This is a genomic window from Acinetobacter sp. AOR18_HL (assembly GCF_027855145.1).
Lineage (GTDB): Bacteria > Pseudomonadota > Gammaproteobacteria > Pseudomonadales > Moraxellaceae > Acinetobacter > Acinetobacter pittii.
The window spans coordinates 182102-200143 of record NZ_JAKTIG010000005.1 but is presented as its reverse complement, the minus strand read 5'-3'; the positions used below and the strand labels follow the sequence as shown (position 1 = coordinate 200143).

The following is an 18042-nucleotide window of genomic DNA, read 5'->3' as shown; positions in this document are numbered from 1 at the left end:
GTCAATTGATCGGCATTTTTATTATCATCGATTTAAGAGAACCTGTTGCTGAACAATTTGCCCACCATGCTCGCCTTGTTGGGTCTTTTCCAACCAAAGCCATTCGTTATTGGTCATTCTTAAAAAATTTGAACAACGTGTGCCATACACAGGGCTTTGAATAAAAGTCGATGATAATAACTCTTCCATTTCTGGCTGAATGCCCGTATTGGGTAATAATGCCGTTGTGACCTTACGTTCATCTTCAAGAATATCCCATGCAGCATGTTGCAAAGTTAACTCTTCCGTCTGGTGCTGAAGCATAGGCAAAAACTCTTGCGTAAAACGTGTTCTTAAATGTCTGGTTTTTTCCCAATGTTCAGACATCAAACCATTTGAAACCACATAAACACCATTTGCTAATACTTGCGGGGCTTCACCACGGTTACTCATATAAACCGCTTGATCAGCATTTCCCATAAACAGGTTAAAGCCAGCGAAGTTCTGTTGCTGCTGTTCTAATTGTTGAGCAAATCGAATCGGCAATAAATCTGACTCTAAAAAAGCCTGAACTAAATGCCCCCGAGAGGTTTCATATGATTTCTGATCTCGTCCATCCCTAAAATTGGTCAAGACAGCCCATCGGCCTTGAGGTGTAACGCCCATCCAAGTCCCACCCGACTGTAAATCTTGCCCAGCAATAATCGGTGTATGTTGCCACTGATGTAATAAAGCTGTTGGTCGATGGTAGAACTCATCCCGATTTGACATAAGACATAAGGGCATATCATCCAGAACATGCCATGCTAAAGCCACAATACACATCTTTTCTTATTCCCTATCTTTACACATTGAATGTACAACATTTTTCACATCATTCCGCTACAATCTGTCAAAACGTAAGATCAAGGAGCAGCAATGCTGACCTATCCTAATATCGATCCGGTCGCAATACATCTAGGACCTCTTCAAGTCCATTGGTATGGACTCATGTATTTATTGGCATTTTTATGTGCTTGGGGGCTTGCTTCCTACCGTGCCAAACAGCGTGATGGCTGGACATCAGAAATGGTTTCCGATCTGGTGTTTTACGGTGCTTTAGGTGTCGTTCTGGGCGGTCGTGTCGGCTATGTCCTTTTCTATGAGTTTGATAAATTCCTTGAAAATCCGATTTGGTTATTCCAAGTCTGGACAGGTGGTATGAGTTTCCACGGCGGCTTTTTAGGCGTCATGATTGCGATGTTATTTTGGTGTAAAAAATATCAAAAAACATGGTTCCAAACCCTCGACTTTATCGCCCCATGTGTACCGACTGGCTTAATGTTTGGTCGCTTTGGTAACTTCATTGGTGGAGAGTTATATGGTCGTGCAGTAACTGACCCAAATTATCCATTCGGTATGATCTTCCCAACTGATCCATTACAACTGGTACGCCATCCATCACAAATTTATCAAGCAATTTGTGAAGGCTTAATCCTATTTATTGTCTTGTGGTGGTTTAGTTCAAAACCACGTCCACGCATGGCGGTTTCTGCCCTATTTTTAATGGGCTACGGTGTTGCACGCTTCGTAATGGAATTCTTCCGTCAACCAGATGCCGACCAAGGCTTTATTCTATTTGGCTGGATGACTAAAGGTCAGATCCTCACCGTTCCAATGCTATTAATTGGCCTTTGGATGATGTGGTATGCCTACCAAAAGAAAATCTATGACTGGGGCCCACAAAAGAACAGTTAATATGATAAATCAGAGGAGTTTCGGCTCCTCTTTTCTTTTTTATGCTACAGTTTTTACTCTCCAAAAAATGAAGATACGACATGCTGGAATTCTGGTTTAACACTCAAGTCCCGACATTTAAAAAATTAGTAATTTTAATTATTACACTTTTGATCTGTATTGGGTTATATCAGTATCAACCACTGCCTTTAGATACCATTCTAATGTTTACAGGGACTGGGGTTATTTTTTTAATCTGTCGCTATTTTAAATTGCATTTTGCTCAAAAAAATCCAACTGGCCTACTTTATCGCCTGCTGACGTGGATACCTATCGCTCTTTTATTTGCACTTATTTTTGTTAAAACAATGCCGAACTTGCTGATCTGGGGTGTTCAAGGAATCGCTTTTATGGCGCTTGCAGCTTTTATTTTTTCACCTCAATCACTTTTTAATAAATAGGCTCAATATATGTTGGCTTATTGGTACAACGCACCACGTCACATCAAACTTATCTTCATTATCGTTGTTTGTGTTGCAGTTTATGCTGCTAATCAAGTTCAGCCCTTACCTCCTATTTATACAATACTCAGCCTTATTTTCGGATTTGGTTTACATATTGAGCATTACTTGAATACCAAACTTTCAAACAACACATCAGGCAAATCAAGCTTGGGAGTTTTAATCAAAATCTATCCTATTTTGATCATTATTATTTTGATGTATTTGCTCCCTTTTCAGCATAAATGGATTCATCTCATACAAGCTTTAGGCTTTGTACTGGTTGGCTTTTTTCTTGTTTCGATTTATCAAAATCGTGCTAAAAGATTTAACTAAACACATTCAGCAAAAATATCTTAGAACTAATTTTAGATTTTCATCTTGAGCTACAACAGGTATCATCTTCAGTGGTTCATGATGAAGCAGCTCTATTGAGTAATTATTTATCTTCTGAGCTATCTCCCCCTTTCTATATTATGGAATTAATCCGAACTCGAGAGTGTTATGCGTGCATATTTAGACCTACTACAACATATCCTTGATAATGGCGGTGACAAAGGCGACCGTACAGGCACAGGAACCCGTTCTGTATTTGGTCATCAAATGCGTTTTGATCTCTCTAAAGGTTTTCCTTTACTCACTACCAAAAAAGTTCACTTCCGCTCGATTGTGATTGAGTTGCTTTGGTTTTTAAAAGGCGACACTAACGTCCAATACCTAAAAGACAATAAAGTTTCAATTTGGGACGAATGGGCAACAGCAGAACAAACTGCTCGCTTTGGCCGTCCAGAGCATGAACTTGGACCAGTCTATGGTCATCAATGGCGTAATTTCGGCGCAACTAAAAATGCAGACGGCTCTTATAACCAAGATGGTTTTGACCAGATTAAATGGTTAATTAATGAAATTAAAACCAATCCAAATTCACGCCGTTTAATTGTTTCTGGCTGGAACCCAAATGAAGCTGGACAAGTTGCCTTACCGCCTTGCCATACGCTCTTCCAGTTTTTCGTACAAGACAACAAGTTGTCATGCCAGCTTTATCAACGTAGTGCTGACGTGTTCTTAGGCGTGCCTTTTAATATTGCGAGTTATGCTCTACTCACCCATATGATTGCTCAAGTGTGCGGTTTAGGTGTAGGTGATTTTGTCTGGACTGGTGGTGATACACATCTTTATGCCAACCATTTTGAACAAGCTAAACTTCAATTGACACGTGAGCCTTTACCGTTATGCCAATTGAAACTAAATCCAGAAATAACTGACTTATTTGATTTCAAATTTGAAGATATCGAGATTGTAGGTTACGAGTCACATCCGGCAATTAAAGCACCAGTTGCAGTATAACAAAGGCTTAAATTTCATTAGATTACGGTTTAGAGAATAAGATTATGGCATGGCAAAATGTAGAAGTTGTCCACGTTGTGGCAATGGACAAAAACCACTGTATTGGTAAAGGCAATGCGTTGCCATGGCATATTTCTGCCGACTTAAAACATTTTAAAGAAATCACACAAGGCGGTGTGGTCGTGATGGGCCGTAAAACACTTGAGTCTATGGGCCGTGCTCTACCAAACCGTGTGAACTGGGTAATTACCCGTGACATTAACTGGCAATTTGACGTTGTTAAAGTTGCATATTCAATTGAAGATGCTTTAAACGCAGCTTTAGAAGATGTAAAGAATACCGAAAAACAAGCTTTATTCATCATTGGTGGGGGCGAGATATTCAAGCAAACCTTATCGATTGCAGACCGTCTTGAACTTACTCATGTTGACTTAGATGTGCAAGGTGATGCACATTATCCAACAATACCAAGTGAGTTTCATAAAACCGCAAGTGAACAGCATGTTGATGAAAAATCAGGAACTTCATTCGAGTTTGCCACTTATAAAAAATAATTTTATGGATGCCTATGCACAATATCGGAACACGTGAATTTATTACTGCTCTACTTTTTGGGCTATTACATAGTTTATTCACGCTGTTTATTGTGTTCTCTAGCATTTGGGTATGCGTAGCGCTTTGGGTTCAACAACCTTTTGGCTGGTTAGGAAGCCGCATACTCATTGGCATATGGATTGCTTTTGCACTCAGCATGGCTGGCTTATATGTTGAAGGTCATATTATTAGCCGCCGTACCGATATCCTGATTTATCTTTTAGCGTTTGCCTGCTCTCTTGTTTGGTATTTTTCGATTACTGCACGTCAAGATCGAGACTGGAACCCTGAAGTTGCCAATATACTGAGTTACGAAAAGCACGGTGATGTGATCACTTTGCACAATGTTCGTAACTTCAACTGGCATCCTGACGGAACCTATGATGTGCGATGGGAAACCCGCACTTTTGACCTCAACCAGTTAAATGGAGTAAATATCATTACTTCTTACTGGATGGGACCACAAATTGCTCACACACTGGTAAGTTTCGAATTTGCACACCAACAACCACTAGTCTTCTCAATCGAGATTCGTAAAGAAAAGACTGAGGAGTTTTCGGCAATTGGCGGTTTTTTTAGAAAATATGAACTGAGCTTAATTGCTTCTGATGAAAAAGATATTGTCTACACGCGCAGTAACATCCGCAAAGAGCAGGTTTATAATTTCCCAGTCAATATGCCGCGTAGCGAGCAAAAAGCGCTATTTTTAGAATATCTTAAGAAATCGGATGAGCTGCGCAAGAAGCCAGAGTGGTATAACACACTTACGAGTAACTGTACAACTTTAATTTTTGATATGGTTCAAGCGATTAACCCCTATGAACTTCCTAAAGATTATCGTCTAATCGCTTCGGGTTACTTACCTAATTATTTATATGACCTTAAAGCACTTAATCAAAATATCAGTTTAAAACAGTGGTATCAAATTGCGCATATCAACCCACGTACTGAAAATTTTGAACAGCTTTCAGATCAGAGTAGTCAACACTTCTCTCAAATCGTTCGACAAGGTTTACCTAAAGCTAAATGAAATAAGTAATGCACTTTTCTTTACTTTTTTATACATGCTTTACTTTGTATTTTAAATACATAAACCCTATTGTAATAGGCAGGAAATAGAGGGAAAAACAATGCAACAGGCATTATTTGGCGGCGGCTGTTTTTGGTGCGTCGAAGCTGTATTTTTACAAATACGCGGTGTAGAAAAAGTAACTAGTGGTTATGCAGGTGGACACACCACTAACCCTACCTACGAGCAAGTATGTCAAGGAGACACCCAGCACGCTGAGGTGATCTTAGTCGACTTTGATGAAGAGCAAGTAACTTACTCCCAGTTACTCGACGTGTTCTTTGCGACTCATGATCCAACGACTTTAAATCGCCAAGGTAATGATATCGGCACACAATACCGCTCTGTTATTTACTATTATAATGAAGAGCAAAAGCAGGCAGCGGAACACACGATTCAGACTCTAAAAAATGACGATCTTGATATTGTGACTGAGCTGTCCCCTGTTCCGACATTCTATCCAGCAGAAGAATATCATCAGAATTACTATGCAAAGAATCCTTCACAAGGTTATTGCAACTTTGCGATTCCACCAAAGCTGCTCAAGCTATATAGTAAATTCCAGCATCTGATGAAAGATCAATAAATCAGAGCAATAAAAAAGCAACCAGTTTGGTTGCTTTTTTACTGAGTAAACTAAATTTTAGTTTTCACTTACAAAGGCAATATCGCTCAGTCCGGCTTCACTGGCGCGAGACATTACCTGAGCAACAGTATCGTACTTCGACTCTTTATCAGCACGAAGTTGAACTGTTGGTTTAACATCGCCTTGACCTGCTTCTTGAAAACGTTTTTGAAGCTCATCTAGGCTAATTACTTGAGTATCCCAAGCCACTTCACCATTTGCATTGATACTAATCGTAATTGCTTTTGGTGGTGGATCAATAATTTCAGCAGTTGTTTTAGGAAGCGTTAATGGAATCGATGGGTTGGCAACTGTTGCTGTGACCAAAAAGATGATCATTAACACCAACATAATGTCGATTAGCGGAATGAGATTCATCTCATTCATGCCACTATCGTGGTCTTCACCCAATTGAAAAGCCATTAAGCTTGACCTCCAACGTAACTTTGCTGTGCAGTTTTAACATCAGACTTTACAGTTGAGTCTTGCTGCAACATCGTGTCAATTAACAAGCTGTGCGCTTGGTCTTGTAAGTCGTGAGCAAGACCACGGTTTGCACGTACACAAATGTTATAAGCCAATACCGCTGGAATCGCAACTGCAAGACCAAGACCAGTCATAATAAGTGCTTCACCTACTGGTGTAGCCACTTGAGCCAAACCTGCTTGTCCGCTTTTACCTACCGCAACAAGTGCATGGAAAATACCCCAAACAGTACCAAACAAACCTACGAATGGTGCAATTGAAGCAATTGTTCCTAAAACAGAAATACCTTTATCAGCATTGGCTTTTTCAGCAGAAATCTGACGAAGTAATGCCTGCTCTGCAACCGCTTTACGCTGTTCAAAACTCAACGGTTGTAACTTTGCTTTTAGCGAAGTGATAGCCTGAGAAAGTTGAGCATAAGCTTGTTGTTTTAGCTGGCGAGTCCCCATCAAACGTAAGATGAAAACTGTCCAGGTAGCAATCGACATTGCCAATAAGATGAAATACAGGGTTTTACTCACTGCATCTGCATGTTGCCAATAGATTGAAAAGTTCATATTGAACTCCTGATTAAGGTTAGCCGTTGGGACTCAAATTCATTTAAGGGGTTAAATCAAAGGGTTGCTCTGCTTTAATTGGATAAGCAACACCATTTTCCATATAAGGTTTAAATTTCGCACCGCGAACAGCACGGACTACTTTGTCATCTAGACTTGAAATACCACTACTTCTAGTCACTCGTACATTAATAATTTTGCCTTTTTCATCGGCTTCAATGAGTACCATGACAGAGCGTGCTTCGCCTTGTAAATCCTTTGAAGAAACAGTTAAACGTGGCGAGCGGCTCCACTGTACACCCGAACCACCAATTGAAACGCGTTTCGGTGATGGATCTGGGGCAGGTTGAGCTTTAGGCGCTTCTTGTACCACTGGTTTTGGTTTTTCGATAACTTTTTCAGTAACAGTTGTCGTTACCACTTTGGTTTCAACTTTAGGTTCTGTCTTTACTGTTTCTTTTGGTGTTTCAGCTTTTTTCACCTGTTGAATTTTTTCCACTTTTTTAGGTGGTGTCACAGGTTTTTCAACAACTTTAACTTCTTTTACCTCTTTCTTAGGTTCCGGCTTTTTAGGCTGTTCCTTTGGCTTAGGAGGTAGTGGTTTTGGTTGCTCTTGAATTTTTACGAAACGTACCTGTAAAGGCTTCTTCTCGATTGGCTTTAATTCAGCAGGCTTAATATGGCTGACCGCCCATAAGACCCCGATATGACCAATTGCAACCGCAATTAGTGCCGTGATGACTTTCTTTTTCATCGGATTGGGAGAGTTTAAGGCTGCGGAAGATTGACTCATAAGAATCTAATTACCTAATGGATGATGATTTCAGATTTCTATTTGTAGAAACGATTTCAAACATCGGATAGAACAATAAAGTGCCACAATAATAAATGAGAAGTGTTTTCATTTGCAACTATTTTTTGAGAAAAACATTTGCTCAATATCACTAATTTGTATCAGTTGAGTGTCTTTGCTTTTGTTTTCTCATAGTTACATGAACGCATATCTCTTGTTCACAAAATGTTTAATCTAACTTATATAGTTAGGCTAATTTCACTATGAAGAGATCGAATCCTACCATAAATTCATTCAATTTTGTTATGTTATATCATTTCAATATTTTTTTTGATATAAAAAAACACGCATGAAGCGTGCTTTTTTAAAATAAACGTTATTTAAAAAACAACCGTCTTATTACCATCAACAATAATACGGTCTTCTAAATGCCATTTTACTGCTCGAGCCAATACATTACGCTCAACATCTTCACCTAGCTCACGAAGTTGCTCAACATTATAGTCATGGCTTACACGCTCAACGTCTTGCTCAATAATTGGACCTTGGTCTAGATCAGCCGTCACATAGTGAGCTGTCGCACCGATCAACTTTACACCTTTTTCATAAGCTTGTTTATATGGGTTGGCACCCACGAAAGCTGGCAAGAAAGAATGGTGGATATTAATGATTTTCATTTCCCATTTCGCAACAAAATCTTCGCTTAAAATCTGCATGTAGCGTGCAAGAACTAATAAGTCATTGCCCTGCATCATTTCATCAATTTGTGCATAAGCTTCAGCTTTATTGTCTTTAGTTACTTTAATTACAGTAAATGGAATACCGAAGTTCTCAACAGATTCACGTAAATCTTCGTGGTTAGAAATCACGTGTGTAATTTCACAAGGTAACGACCCACGTGCATGACGCCACAATAACTCAAGTAAAGCATGGTCGACTTTAGAAACTAAAATACCAACCTTTTTAATTTCATTTACGAAAGCAAGACGCCATTGCATGCCATAACGCTCAGCAACGTTGGCAGCAAATGTTTGAATTAATGCATCTTTACGTGACTGTAAATGATCAAGTTCAAACTCAACACGCATGAAATAACGTCCACCCTGAGCTTCCGTCGCATATTGGTCAAGCGCGGTAATGTTTGCACCTTGGTGGTACAAAAAGCTCGATACAGCCTGTACGATCCCAGGCTTGTCTTCACAAGTAATCAGTAAACGGGCTGTATTGGCAGTGGTCATATTCATTTGGTTAATATCACTTAATTGAGTCAAATTTTTAATAAGCCGAGTATTCTAGCGCTCTAAATAGGCAAGTACAACTATTCATCTTTTAACGACGACAAGCTGGCGAATAGATCAGAAGGCCCCAGTGAATCAAGCAACTGCTCGTAAGTTGCTCGGCTTTCCCCCATAAGATAAGGACCTTCAAGGAAAACCATTTGACGTAATGCCTGCCAAACCCATTTTTCTTCTAAGTGGTTATTGTCACTAATGTGACCAGACATATATAAAAAGTTTGTCCAGTTTGTTAATACAATCCATAAGTTAATAATGAGCGCTTCAATTTCAGATGGCGTCATTTTCATAAGACCAGCATCGACAAAGGCTTGATAAATTTTTTGCCCTTGCTGCATGACCTGCCCCGCAAAACGCGGATAAATCTTTTTAAAGTCTTCGTTACTTTCAACTAAATGATAGACATCACGATGTATAAAACGGTAACTCCAGAGTTGACCACTTAATACTTGAAAATAGTTAATTTTATCATTGGTCGTTAGTGGTCTGTCTTCAGGTAAAGAAAGCATGTCCAAAGTCTCAACCTGATATTGGTACATTAATTCTTTAATAATTTCATGCTTATTCCGGAAATGGTAATACAAGTTTCCAGGACTAATACCTAACTCCGCAGCAATATGATTGGTTGTAACCGACCGTTCACCTCGCTCGTTAAAAAGCTGCAAACTGATTTGTAAAATCCGGTCTTTTGTCTTCAGAGCTTTAGGTAGAGACATTTTAATAACCTTTAATAATTCACATGGTTAAGACTTAAACACATAAACCGACTTGACTATTTAGAGTATTTACTCTAAAAAATAAGTATATCAGTATATTTGGTAAGTACCGATGAACAGTCAAACAAAAACAAATCCAGAGACTCAGCTTCCTTATGATGTTAAGCATTTACATGATTTGCTTGAACAACAAAAGCTCGCTTATTTACGTCATCCGGTACCCACTGCTAAAGAGCGTATTGATCGTTTAGCTCGTCTTAAAAGAGTCTTGGTAAAATATCAAGATCAGATTGCCGAAGCAATTAACCTTGATTATGGCAATCGTGCAGTTATGGAAACAAAAATTGGTGAACTACTCACGAGTTTGGAACAAATCAAGTATTACAGTAAACATCTGACTGCATGGATGAAACCATCAAAACGCCACATCAGTGTATTACATCAGCCAGCAAAAGGTTGGGTACAATATCAGCCTATGGGTGTGATTGGTATTATTACACCATGGAATTACCCATTATTACTTTCAGTTGGACCTCTGATCTGTGCACTAGCTGCAGGCAACCATGCCATGATCAAAATTTCTAGCGCCTCACCAAACTTTGGACGTGTCCTTGAAAGTGCATTGGCAGAAGCATTTCCACAAGAATTAGTTGCTGTGGTAAATGGTGGTGGCATTATTTCAGATGCGTTTAGTCATTTGCCTTTTGACAAAATGATTTTCACAGGCTCAACTTCTGTTGGTAAAACAGTGATGGCAGCCGCAGCTCAAAACCTAGTTCCAGTAATTCTCGAGTTAGGCGGAAAATCTCCTGCTCTTGTGCATGCATCTATGGACATGAAAGATGTTGCCCAGCGTATTGCTGTAGGTAAATTATGGAATGCAGGACAAACTTGTGTTGCGCCGGATCATATTTTCTTACCACGAGGCAAAACTGCCGAGTTCATCGAAAACTTTAAATTGATTGTAGCTGGAATGTACCCTCATTTCCGAAACAACCAAGACTACACTTCTATTATTAATGATAAACAGTACAACCGCATTCAGGGTTATCTTGAAAATGCCCGTGATCAAGGTGCACGTATTGTTGAAATTAATCCGCAAAATGAAATTTTAGATGATGTCCGTAAAATTGCGCCAACTTTAGTCACTGGTGTGACGACCGCAATGGATATTATGCAAAATGAAATCTTCGGGCCTATTCTACCGATTTTAGAATATGACCAAATAGAAGAAGTCATCGAATTCATTAATAGTCGTCCACGTCCTCTAGCGATGTATTATTTTGACTATGATCAAGCGCGTGCTGACTATATTGCACAACACACCCATTCAGGGCATTTCGGAATTAACATGGTGATTACCCATGTTGCACAAGATGATTTACCGTTTGGCGGAATTGGCGCATCAGGTATGGGTAAATATCACGGACCAGAGGGCTTTTTTAGCCTTTCTCATGAGCGTTCGGTGATGTCAAATCCAAAACTTTATAGCCTTAAATACATTCTTCCACCGTTCAATAAGCCGATTCATCGTTTCATTTCGAAAACCTTGTTGCGCTAACTGATCAAGGCATGATCTGTTATACTAAATCATGCCTCGTTTTTACCAATTTCGCTTGTCTTTTAATCGTATTTTTGGTATAAAACGCCCCTTGAATGAATTCATCCGTTTACATTTAGTATGACTGGCCACAGATTTGCTGTTGGCTGAATCAATGGAGTTACACCATGTCTAAGGTTTGCCAAGTTACCGGCAAGCGTCCAGTCGTTGGTAACAACGTCTCACACGCCAACAACAAAACCAAGCGCCGGTTCGAGCCGAACCTGCACCACCACCGTTTCTGGTTAGAAAGCGAAAAACGTTTTGTACGTCTTCGTTTAACCACTAAAGGTATGCGTATTATTGACAAATTGGGTATCGAAAAGGTTGTTGCAGACCTTCGTGCTCAAGGTCAAAAGATCTAAGGAGTCTGAGCAATGCGTGATAAGATTCGCCTCGTTTCTTCAGCTGGTACAGGTTACTTCTATACCACGACTAAAAACAAACGTACTATGCCGGAAAAAATGGAAATCAAAAAATTTGATCCAAAAATCCGTCAACACGTGATTTTCAAAGAAGCTAAAATCAAATAATTTTAGCCTCGAAAAAAACGACTTCTTTATGAAGTCGTTTTTTTTTGCATTTTTTTTATACCCACCTTTTTGTTAAACTTTCTCTACATTCCGCCTTGGCATTTTTTTATGCTTGTTTTTAGCCTAACTCACGTAAAAGGAGTTTTTAGTGCCGCATGACGTAGATTTAATTATTTTACTTGCTGTTGGTTTCGGCGTTGCCCTCATTTTTGGCTATATTGCAGCCCGATTACGACTCCCCCCTCTTATCGGCTATTTAATTGCCGGAATTATTATTAGCCCAAATACACCGGGTATAGAAGCAGATATCCACCTTGCCAACCAGCTTGCAGAACTCGGGGTCATGTTCCTGATGTTTGGTGTAGGGATGCACTTTTCATTAAAAGACTTATTACTAGTTCGTCGTATTGCCTTGCCTGGCGCAATTTTACAGATCGCTGTTGCAACCTTACTTGGTATTGGCGTTTCAATGCTATGGGGATGGAGTTTCGGGTCTGCACTCGTTTTTGGCTTAAGTCTATCGTGTGCGAGCACGGTTGTATTATTAAAAGCATTAGGAGACCGAGGTCTTTTAGACTCAGTTAACGGCAAAATTGCTGTGGGTTGGCTGTTAGTCGAAGACTTAGTGATGGTACTGGTTTTAGTACTTCTTCCGGCTACAGCTGTTTTACTCGGTGGAAAAGCACCAGCAGGTGCAGACGGAAATATCTGGTTAACCCTTGGAATAACTTTATTAAAAGTGATTGGCTTTATTGCCTTTATGCTTATTGTAGGCAAGCGTGTTGTACCTATTATTATGCAATTCGTTGCTCGGTTAGGGTCAAGAGAGCTATTTACGCTGACTGTCGTCGCTGCTGCTGTTTCGATTGCTTACGGCTCTTATGCCATCTTTGGGGTTTCAATGGCTTTAGGCGCATTCTTTGCGGGTATGGTCGTTAAAGAATCAGACTTTAGCCATCGTGCAGAAGAAGAAACTCTTCCTCTACGTGAAATTTTCTCGATTTTATTTTTCGTTTCTGTGGGTATGCTGTTTGATCCACATATTCTTGTGGAGAGTCCGCTCCATATTTTAGCTGTTATCGCGATTATTATGGTGGGTAAGACTCTTGCTGCAATGGCACTGGTTTTATTCTTCCGCTATCCAATCAATACAGCTTTAACAGTCGGGGCAAGCCTTGCACAGATTGGTGAGTTTTCATTTATTTTGGCGACACTCGGTGTTTCTTTAGGCCTATTAAGCTTAGAAGCTCAGAATTTAATTCTAGCTGGCGCTTTATTTTCAATTACGCTTAACTCTTTCATCTTCTCAGCCATTGAGCCTGTACAACGCTGGATTCGTGAACGCTCTCACTTAGCTCGACTGCTTGAACGTAGTGGTGACCCATTAGCAATGTTACCCGATGAAGTTGATCAAGCTTACTTACGTGATCAGGTTGTGATTGTGGGATATGGCGGTGTGGGAAGACGTATTACTGAAAATTTAATTAATGAGAATATTAAAGTCGTTATTGCAGAAGAGAATCGTGAAATCGTAGAAAAACTACGTAATGCAAATATTGCTGCTGTGAGTGGTGTTGCTACTGAACCGAGTGTTTTAATTCAAGCACATATCATGCATGCACGACTCTTAGTAATCTCACCTATGGATATTTTAGATATTCACCGTATTGTGGCGATTGCCAAGCAATTAAACCCACAAATTCAGGTATTAATTTGCGCGGAAAGCAAAGAAGAAGCAGCGGTTATCCGTGACGAAAATATTGGAGAGGTGTTCTATGCAAAAGAAGAAATGGCAAAGAATATGAGCCACCACATCTTAAATCAGATCGAGCTTGCTCATCAGTCAACGGTTCATTAACTCCATATAAAAAGCGTACTCAAGAGTACGCTTTTTTTAACTCAAGAATTTAGGCTGTTCGTCTAATACCTCAGCCTGCCACTCGTTTACCTGCTTTTCCAACAGTCCAAACAATGCAGCCTGAATCATATGCTGAGCAACAACTGGAGTCTGCTCACCCAAGATTGCTTTGACTTCATCGCTAAATTGAATTTTAACCAAGGGTTCATTCTCAGAACCTGCATTACGCAAGGCGAGTTCACCACCTTCGAGTTGAACTAATTCCAACACTGCTTCTTGATTTCCAAATAACTCTTTCAATTGCTGTATAGACATATACTTCCTCCATGTTTCAACATGGTGGCAAAGCACCCTTGCACTTTGCATCTCTTGTCTTATTTATATAGGCACACCTAGTCTAAATTTCAAGCATCTAGGCAGTTTAATTTTAGAACTCGACCATTTCGTTACGAAAACCATCAATTAAATGACTTAATTCTCGATGCCATTCACGCAAGATTTTAACATCTGGCAACCAAGACTGAGGCCCTTGTGTCACTTTAATAATGAGGTTAGAAGAAGTCTCTTCTTCCGGAGTCGGTTCTTTTGGTTCTGGGGCGTATTGGCACATACGATAAGCTCGTTTTAACTCTGCAACAAAACCATCTTTTGCCAATTGCTGCAAAACGGACACTTCAGGAGAAACCTGCCCTTTTGCCGCCATATGTTCCTCTATAGATTTTAAGGTGGGTTGCAAATCATTTAAACGGTAATAACGTACCAATTCTTGTAAGAACGCTAACATTGCGCCATGTAAATGAAATACAGCTGCTTCACGGTAAGCTTGTACCTGCTGCACATGATCGGTCTGCTCTGCCTGTTGACACGCTAGACGTGCAAAATAGAGCTTCTGATTGGTACGATCGGCATGATAACGAGCAACACGTGACATAACTAAACTTTCCTGTTCTAAAATCGCCATTGCAATAGCTATTCTTAGCTTAACGACTCCATTGATAAAATCAACGTTATTTATGGTAAATCCAGCTCAACTTGATAAATTTTACGTTTAGCTAAAATTTTCACTGGCTGTTTTATAGGACGAACATTACTTAAGACCCAAGCAAAATAGCCTTCACTCCAAGCAGATGCACAGGCTAAATTGACCTCGTCATTTCGCCAAGGGTGAATAGAGTCGACATCAACTAAAGCGACAGCAACTCCTTCCTCTTCATCAGTATCTTTAATCAGAAAGTTCTGGTTTTCGACAATTAATAGATCTTTCACTGGTAACTGCGTAGGCACCCATGAACGCACTTCAAGTGTTTTGATACCTTCAGCAATACGAATACCATTGGGCGTTACAATCGAGAGAGCTAAAAATTGTCTTTTCATCAGAAAAACTTATTCTTCGGCTGCTTTAACTCGAATTCCATAGCCTTTAACTTTAAGCGTATTTAAGCCTTTAATTGCCTTAATCGCTTCACGTGGATTCGGCATTTCAACAAAACCAAAGCCTTTCGATTTACCTGTGTCTTTATCAGTCACCAGAACACATGTATCAACTTTACCATATGCCTTAAACAACTCTAAAACTTCAGCTTCACTTACAGCACGATCTAAATTACGAACTAATATTTTCATTTTCTAACCTTAATTGGCAATAAAAGGGAGGGCCAATATACATTTAAGTAATCACAGCGTCTTATACAGTAGTTTAGTCCAGATCGATACCAAAACCTAAATTTACTGCAGGAGATCTGTTCCATTGTTTTTTAGTAAATTGCTGAGGTACTTGCCTATGAATTTTTGCTTGAACCAAGTGTGCAGGCAGATCATTTAAGAAATAACTCTCAACTTTACGACCTTGCTCATCATAAGTGTCTTGCGACCACGTATTAAGGTTTTGCTTCGTCAAAATTAATTCATTTTCAGCACGCGTTAAGGCAACATATAGCACACGGCGTTCTTCCTCAACATCATCAAAATCACCCTGAGCCCTTGCATAAGGATATTGATTTGGCGATACGTGAGGTACATAACAAACTTTCTGTTCGGCACCCTTAGCTGAATGAATCGTAATTAAAGTTACTAAATCTTGATCAGCAGCTTTTTCAATTTCAGAAACTGAAATCGGCTCAAGTACATATTCCTCAAGGAATTCACCTAACGACGCATGCTTTCGTGCAAGTTGCTTAACCAAATCAAAGTCTTTTAAACGACGCGACCAATCTTTAGTTTTATAATTTTGCTCTAGCTGTTCACCTAAAGCATCAAGAGCCAAGCCAATACTTACCTCAACATGCTGCTGTAATACATCTAGCTGTTTTAAAATTAAAATCGCTTGTAGTGGTACCTTGCCATGGCGTTCAAGTCGCTGACAGCGCTCCTCGACATCAACAATTCCCATCAGTTCTTGGGCTAACTTACTCGCTCCAACATCGCCAATCCCATCCCATAAGGTTAAAAAGCGCATCCAAGCCAAATCATCGTGAGGGTTACTCACAATACGTAAGAGACTGAGCACATCCTTTACATGGGCCGACTCAAGAAGCTTTACCCCGCCAATAAAACGATAAGGTATTTCAGCAGCAATAAAAGCCCCTTCTAGATATCGGGCACTATAGCCAGAACGGACTAACACCATGTGGTCATGCCAGTTTGCACCTTGCTGATGGCGTGTTATTAAATCTTGTGCGATCCAGTTTGCTTCTTCAAACTCATTACCAAACAAATGTAGCTGTGGCTTTTGCCCTTGGCCACGATGCGCTTGTAGCTGTTTTTGATAATCGATTGGGCTATGTGCCAACAACCAATTTGATAAATCTAGAATTTCTTGGGTCGAGCGATAATTTAAAGCCAGTGTAAGTACTTCTGCATCGGGTATTCGTTCTTTAAAAGAATGAATATTTTCAAAGTCTGCACCACGAAAGCCATAAATGGACTGCGCATCATCACCCACACAAAATAACTTCACTTTACCAATTAAGGGCTGTAACAAAGCCCATTGCAAAGGGTTTGTATCTTGCATTTCATCAACTAGCAATGCCTGACAAAAGCCCGCTACCCAATTGATCAACGCTTCTGAGTTTTGTAAATGAACAGCCACAATCGACAAGATATCGTCGTAATCTAAAAAATTACGCTCTCTTTTACGTTGCTCATAAGTTTTCATCAACTCAGCAATTTGTGCCTTGTGCTCATAGGCTTCTGGAAGTTGCTTAAGCAGTGCTTCAGAAAGCTTGGTTTGAGTATTTCTTGCATAGGAATATAAATCACACAGCTCTGCCGCTTTAGGTAAAACATTATCTTTGTCTTTACCTCTTAATAAACGGAACATCAGTAACTGATCATCGCGATCAATAATACTAAATTGATTTAAGCCAAAAGCTTGTGGATTACGGCGCAGTAAATACATACAAAAAGTATGAAAAGTCGAAGCTCTTAGGCCCTTTGCCTGTGCTCCTACATGCTGCTCTACCCTTGCAACAATCTCACTCGCAGCACGTCGAGTAAAAGTTAAAATCTGGATTTGATTCGCTGGTAAGCCTTGATCAATTAAATAGGCGGCACGTGCAACAATTGTCTTTGTCTTGCCACAACCAGCACCCGCCAAAACTAAACAGTTCTGCGCAGATGTCGTGGCTGCTTTTTTTTGCTGAGCATTTAGTTCATTAATTAATTTTGCAAGACTCATAACACATATCGCTAAAACACCAAGACATAGTTTAACAGACCCAACCATAGATGCGTCTGCTCGCCCTAAAAACAAAAAGAGCACCTAAAGTGCTCTTTGATTCAATTTTCTTATTTAAGATATTGTTTTTGAACTAGATGGTAGGTGCTTAATCGCAGAAGCCAAACCTAGAAAATTAATTCCTTGAAATAGGATATCAATAGCAAGGAACATTCCTAACACCCAAAAAGGTGAGTCTTTAGAAACCAAAATTAAAATACCTGTAGCGAGTGTTAATAATCCGGAGAATAAAGTCCAACCCCAGCCCGTAATTGGCTTAAGTAAAATTGCGTTTATTGTACGTATAGTCCCAGCGATGATAAGTGCAATCGATAGTAAGCTTGTTAAAACTACCGCTGTTTTTACAGGAGTAGAAAAAGCGTAATAACCAGCTATTAAATAAAGTACACCAAACAGTGCCCATAACCATCGGCTTGCGCCTTTAAAAACACTAATAGCCGCAACAAGATGTAAAACACCTCCGACCATCATGAGTATTCCAAATAAAAAAACGACAGAAAAGGTCGCAAATGGTAATGAACTAAACAAAATCAGACCAAAGCCAATAAGCACAAAGCCTAATATCAAATACCACTTACGATCAGCATGTAACTGATTACGTACCAAATCATTACCGACAGTTTTCATCATGGCCACTC

At 39.7% G+C, this 18042-nt stretch carries 22 protein-coding genes and 1 pseudogene; 11 read left to right on the top strand and 12 right to left on the bottom strand.

Features of this window, described 5'->3' with window-relative positions; all coding sequences use genetic code 11:
* Positions 1 to 24: 24 nt before the first annotated feature.
* Positions 25 to 804, bottom strand: a complete 780-nt coding sequence (locus tag MKL51_RS01720; protein WP_005066100.1) for an NRDE family protein — start codon at positions 802 to 804, stop codon at positions 25 to 27.
* Between the two features lie 93 nt (positions 805 to 897).
* Between MKL51_RS01720 and lgt the strand changes: the two genes are divergently transcribed.
* The 7 genes and pseudogenes from lgt (at position 898) to msrA (ending at position 5791) form a co-directional block, all read left to right on the top strand.
* A complete protein-coding gene (lgt, locus tag MKL51_RS01715) occupies positions 898 to 1716 on the top strand; it encodes a prolipoprotein diacylglyceryl transferase (protein WP_005066098.1) in 819 nt (272 codons plus the stop codon).
* A gap of 80 nt (positions 1717 to 1796) precedes the next feature.
* Positions 1797 to 2156: a hypothetical protein gene (locus tag MKL51_RS01710; RefSeq protein WP_002115133.1), complete on the top strand. Its 360-nt coding sequence runs from the start codon at positions 1797 to 1799 to the stop codon at positions 2154 to 2156.
* Between the two features lie 9 nt (positions 2157 to 2165).
* A pseudogene (locus MKL51_RS01705) lies at positions 2166 to 2553 on the top strand (hypothetical protein); the annotation flags it as partial.
* Between the two features lie 146 nt (positions 2554 to 2699).
* Positions 2700 to 3542: a thymidylate synthase gene (gene thyA / locus MKL51_RS01700; protein ID WP_017482022.1), complete on the top strand. Its 843-nt coding sequence runs from the start codon at positions 2700 to 2702 to the stop codon at positions 3540 to 3542.
* 44 nt (positions 3543 to 3586) lie between these two features.
* A complete protein-coding gene (locus tag MKL51_RS01695; protein ID WP_270904161.1) occupies positions 3587 to 4096 on the top strand; it encodes a dihydrofolate reductase in 510 nt (169 codons plus the stop codon).
* A gap of 14 nt (positions 4097 to 4110) precedes the next feature.
* Positions 4111 to 5166 (top strand): DUF4105 domain-containing protein, encoded by a 1056-nt coding sequence (locus MKL51_RS01690; RefSeq protein WP_005079166.1) that lies wholly within the window; start codon positions 4111 to 4113, stop codon positions 5164 to 5166.
* A 100-nt stretch (positions 5167 to 5266) separates the two neighbouring features.
* Positions 5267 to 5791, top strand: coding sequence for a peptide-methionine (S)-S-oxide reductase MsrA (gene msrA / locus MKL51_RS01685; protein WP_004794799.1), 525 nt, complete (start codon positions 5267 to 5269; stop codon positions 5789 to 5791).
* A 57-nt stretch (positions 5792 to 5848) separates the two neighbouring features.
* Here the strand turns inward: msrA and MKL51_RS01680 are convergent, their stop codons facing one another.
* The 5 genes from MKL51_RS01680 to MKL51_RS01660 form a co-directional block, all read right to left on the bottom strand.
* The gene (locus MKL51_RS01680; protein WP_000885432.1) at positions 5849 to 6253 is read right to left on the bottom strand and encodes an ExbD/TolR family protein; all 405 of its coding nucleotides are present in this window, start codon (positions 6251 to 6253) and stop codon (positions 5849 to 5851) included.
* A complete protein-coding gene (locus tag MKL51_RS01675; protein ID WP_001011664.1) occupies positions 6253 to 6873 on the bottom strand; it encodes a MotA/TolQ/ExbB proton channel family protein in 621 nt (206 codons plus the stop codon). The genes MKL51_RS01680 and MKL51_RS01675 overlap by 1 nt, the downstream gene beginning before the upstream one ends.
* A gap of 43 nt (positions 6874 to 6916) precedes the next feature.
* Positions 6917 to 7666, bottom strand: a complete 750-nt coding sequence (locus MKL51_RS01670; RefSeq protein WP_005079167.1) for an energy transducer TonB — start codon at positions 7664 to 7666, stop codon at positions 6917 to 6919.
* Positions 7667 to 8046: 380 nt separating this feature from the next.
* Entirely contained in the window at positions 8047 to 8910 is an 864-nt protein-coding gene (gene purU, locus MKL51_RS01665) for a formyltetrahydrofolate deformylase (RefSeq protein WP_005066088.1), read from the bottom strand.
* A 74-nt stretch (positions 8911 to 8984) separates the two neighbouring features.
* Positions 8985 to 9677, bottom strand: a complete 693-nt coding sequence (locus MKL51_RS01660; RefSeq protein WP_005066087.1) for a TetR/AcrR family transcriptional regulator — start codon at positions 9675 to 9677, stop codon at positions 8985 to 8987.
* Positions 9678 to 9789: 112 nt separating this feature from the next.
* On the opposite strand from MKL51_RS01660, the gene MKL51_RS01655 reads away from it, so the two are divergent.
* From MKL51_RS01655 to MKL51_RS01640, 4 genes are all read left to right on the top strand, one after another.
* A complete protein-coding gene (locus MKL51_RS01655) occupies positions 9790 to 11238 on the top strand; it encodes a coniferyl aldehyde dehydrogenase (protein WP_005079169.1) in 1449 nt (482 codons plus the stop codon).
* Positions 11239 to 11405: 167 nt separating this feature from the next.
* Positions 11406 to 11642 carry a 50S ribosomal protein L28 gene (gene rpmB / locus MKL51_RS01650; RefSeq protein WP_000048256.1) on the top strand — a complete coding sequence of 79 codons (237 nt, stop codon included), beginning with the start codon at positions 11406 to 11408 and terminating at the stop codon, positions 11640 to 11642.
* Positions 11643 to 11654: 12 nt separating this feature from the next.
* The gene (gene rpmG / locus MKL51_RS01645; RefSeq protein WP_001205031.1) at positions 11655 to 11810 is read left to right on the top strand and encodes a 50S ribosomal protein L33; all 156 of its coding nucleotides are present in this window, start codon (positions 11655 to 11657) and stop codon (positions 11808 to 11810) included.
* 148 nt (positions 11811 to 11958) lie between these two features.
* Entirely contained in the window at positions 11959 to 13668 is a 1710-nt protein-coding gene (locus MKL51_RS01640) for a cation:proton antiporter (RefSeq protein WP_005079171.1), read from the top strand.
* 36 nt (positions 13669 to 13704) lie between these two features.
* Here the strand turns inward: MKL51_RS01640 and MKL51_RS01635 are convergent, their stop codons facing one another.
* From MKL51_RS01635 to MKL51_RS01610, 6 genes are all read right to left on the bottom strand, one after another.
* Entirely contained in the window at positions 13705 to 13983 is a 279-nt protein-coding gene (locus MKL51_RS01635) for a hypothetical protein (protein ID WP_002114792.1), read from the bottom strand.
* 112 nt (positions 13984 to 14095) lie between these two features.
* Positions 14096 to 14599 carry a DUF6586 family protein gene (locus tag MKL51_RS01630; protein WP_005066079.1) on the bottom strand — a complete coding sequence of 168 codons (504 nt, stop codon included), beginning with the start codon at positions 14597 to 14599 and terminating at the stop codon, positions 14096 to 14098.
* A gap of 80 nt (positions 14600 to 14679) precedes the next feature.
* The gene (locus MKL51_RS01625) at positions 14680 to 15042 is read right to left on the bottom strand and encodes an ASCH domain-containing protein (RefSeq protein ID WP_005079172.1); all 363 of its coding nucleotides are present in this window, start codon (positions 15040 to 15042) and stop codon (positions 14680 to 14682) included.
* A gap of 9 nt (positions 15043 to 15051) precedes the next feature.
* The gene (locus tag MKL51_RS01620) at positions 15052 to 15291 is read right to left on the bottom strand and encodes an RNA recognition motif domain-containing protein (RefSeq protein ID WP_002115113.1); all 240 of its coding nucleotides are present in this window, start codon (positions 15289 to 15291) and stop codon (positions 15052 to 15054) included.
* A gap of 73 nt (positions 15292 to 15364) precedes the next feature.
* Positions 15365 to 17344, bottom strand: a complete 1980-nt coding sequence (locus MKL51_RS01615) for an ATP-dependent helicase (protein WP_025465505.1) — start codon at positions 17342 to 17344, stop codon at positions 15365 to 15367.
* A 114-nt stretch (positions 17345 to 17458) separates the two neighbouring features.
* Positions 17459 to 18040: an HdeD family acid-resistance protein gene (locus MKL51_RS01610; RefSeq protein WP_080632757.1), complete on the bottom strand. Its 582-nt coding sequence runs from the start codon at positions 18038 to 18040 to the stop codon at positions 17459 to 17461.
* Positions 18041 to 18042: the final 2 nt, after the last annotated feature.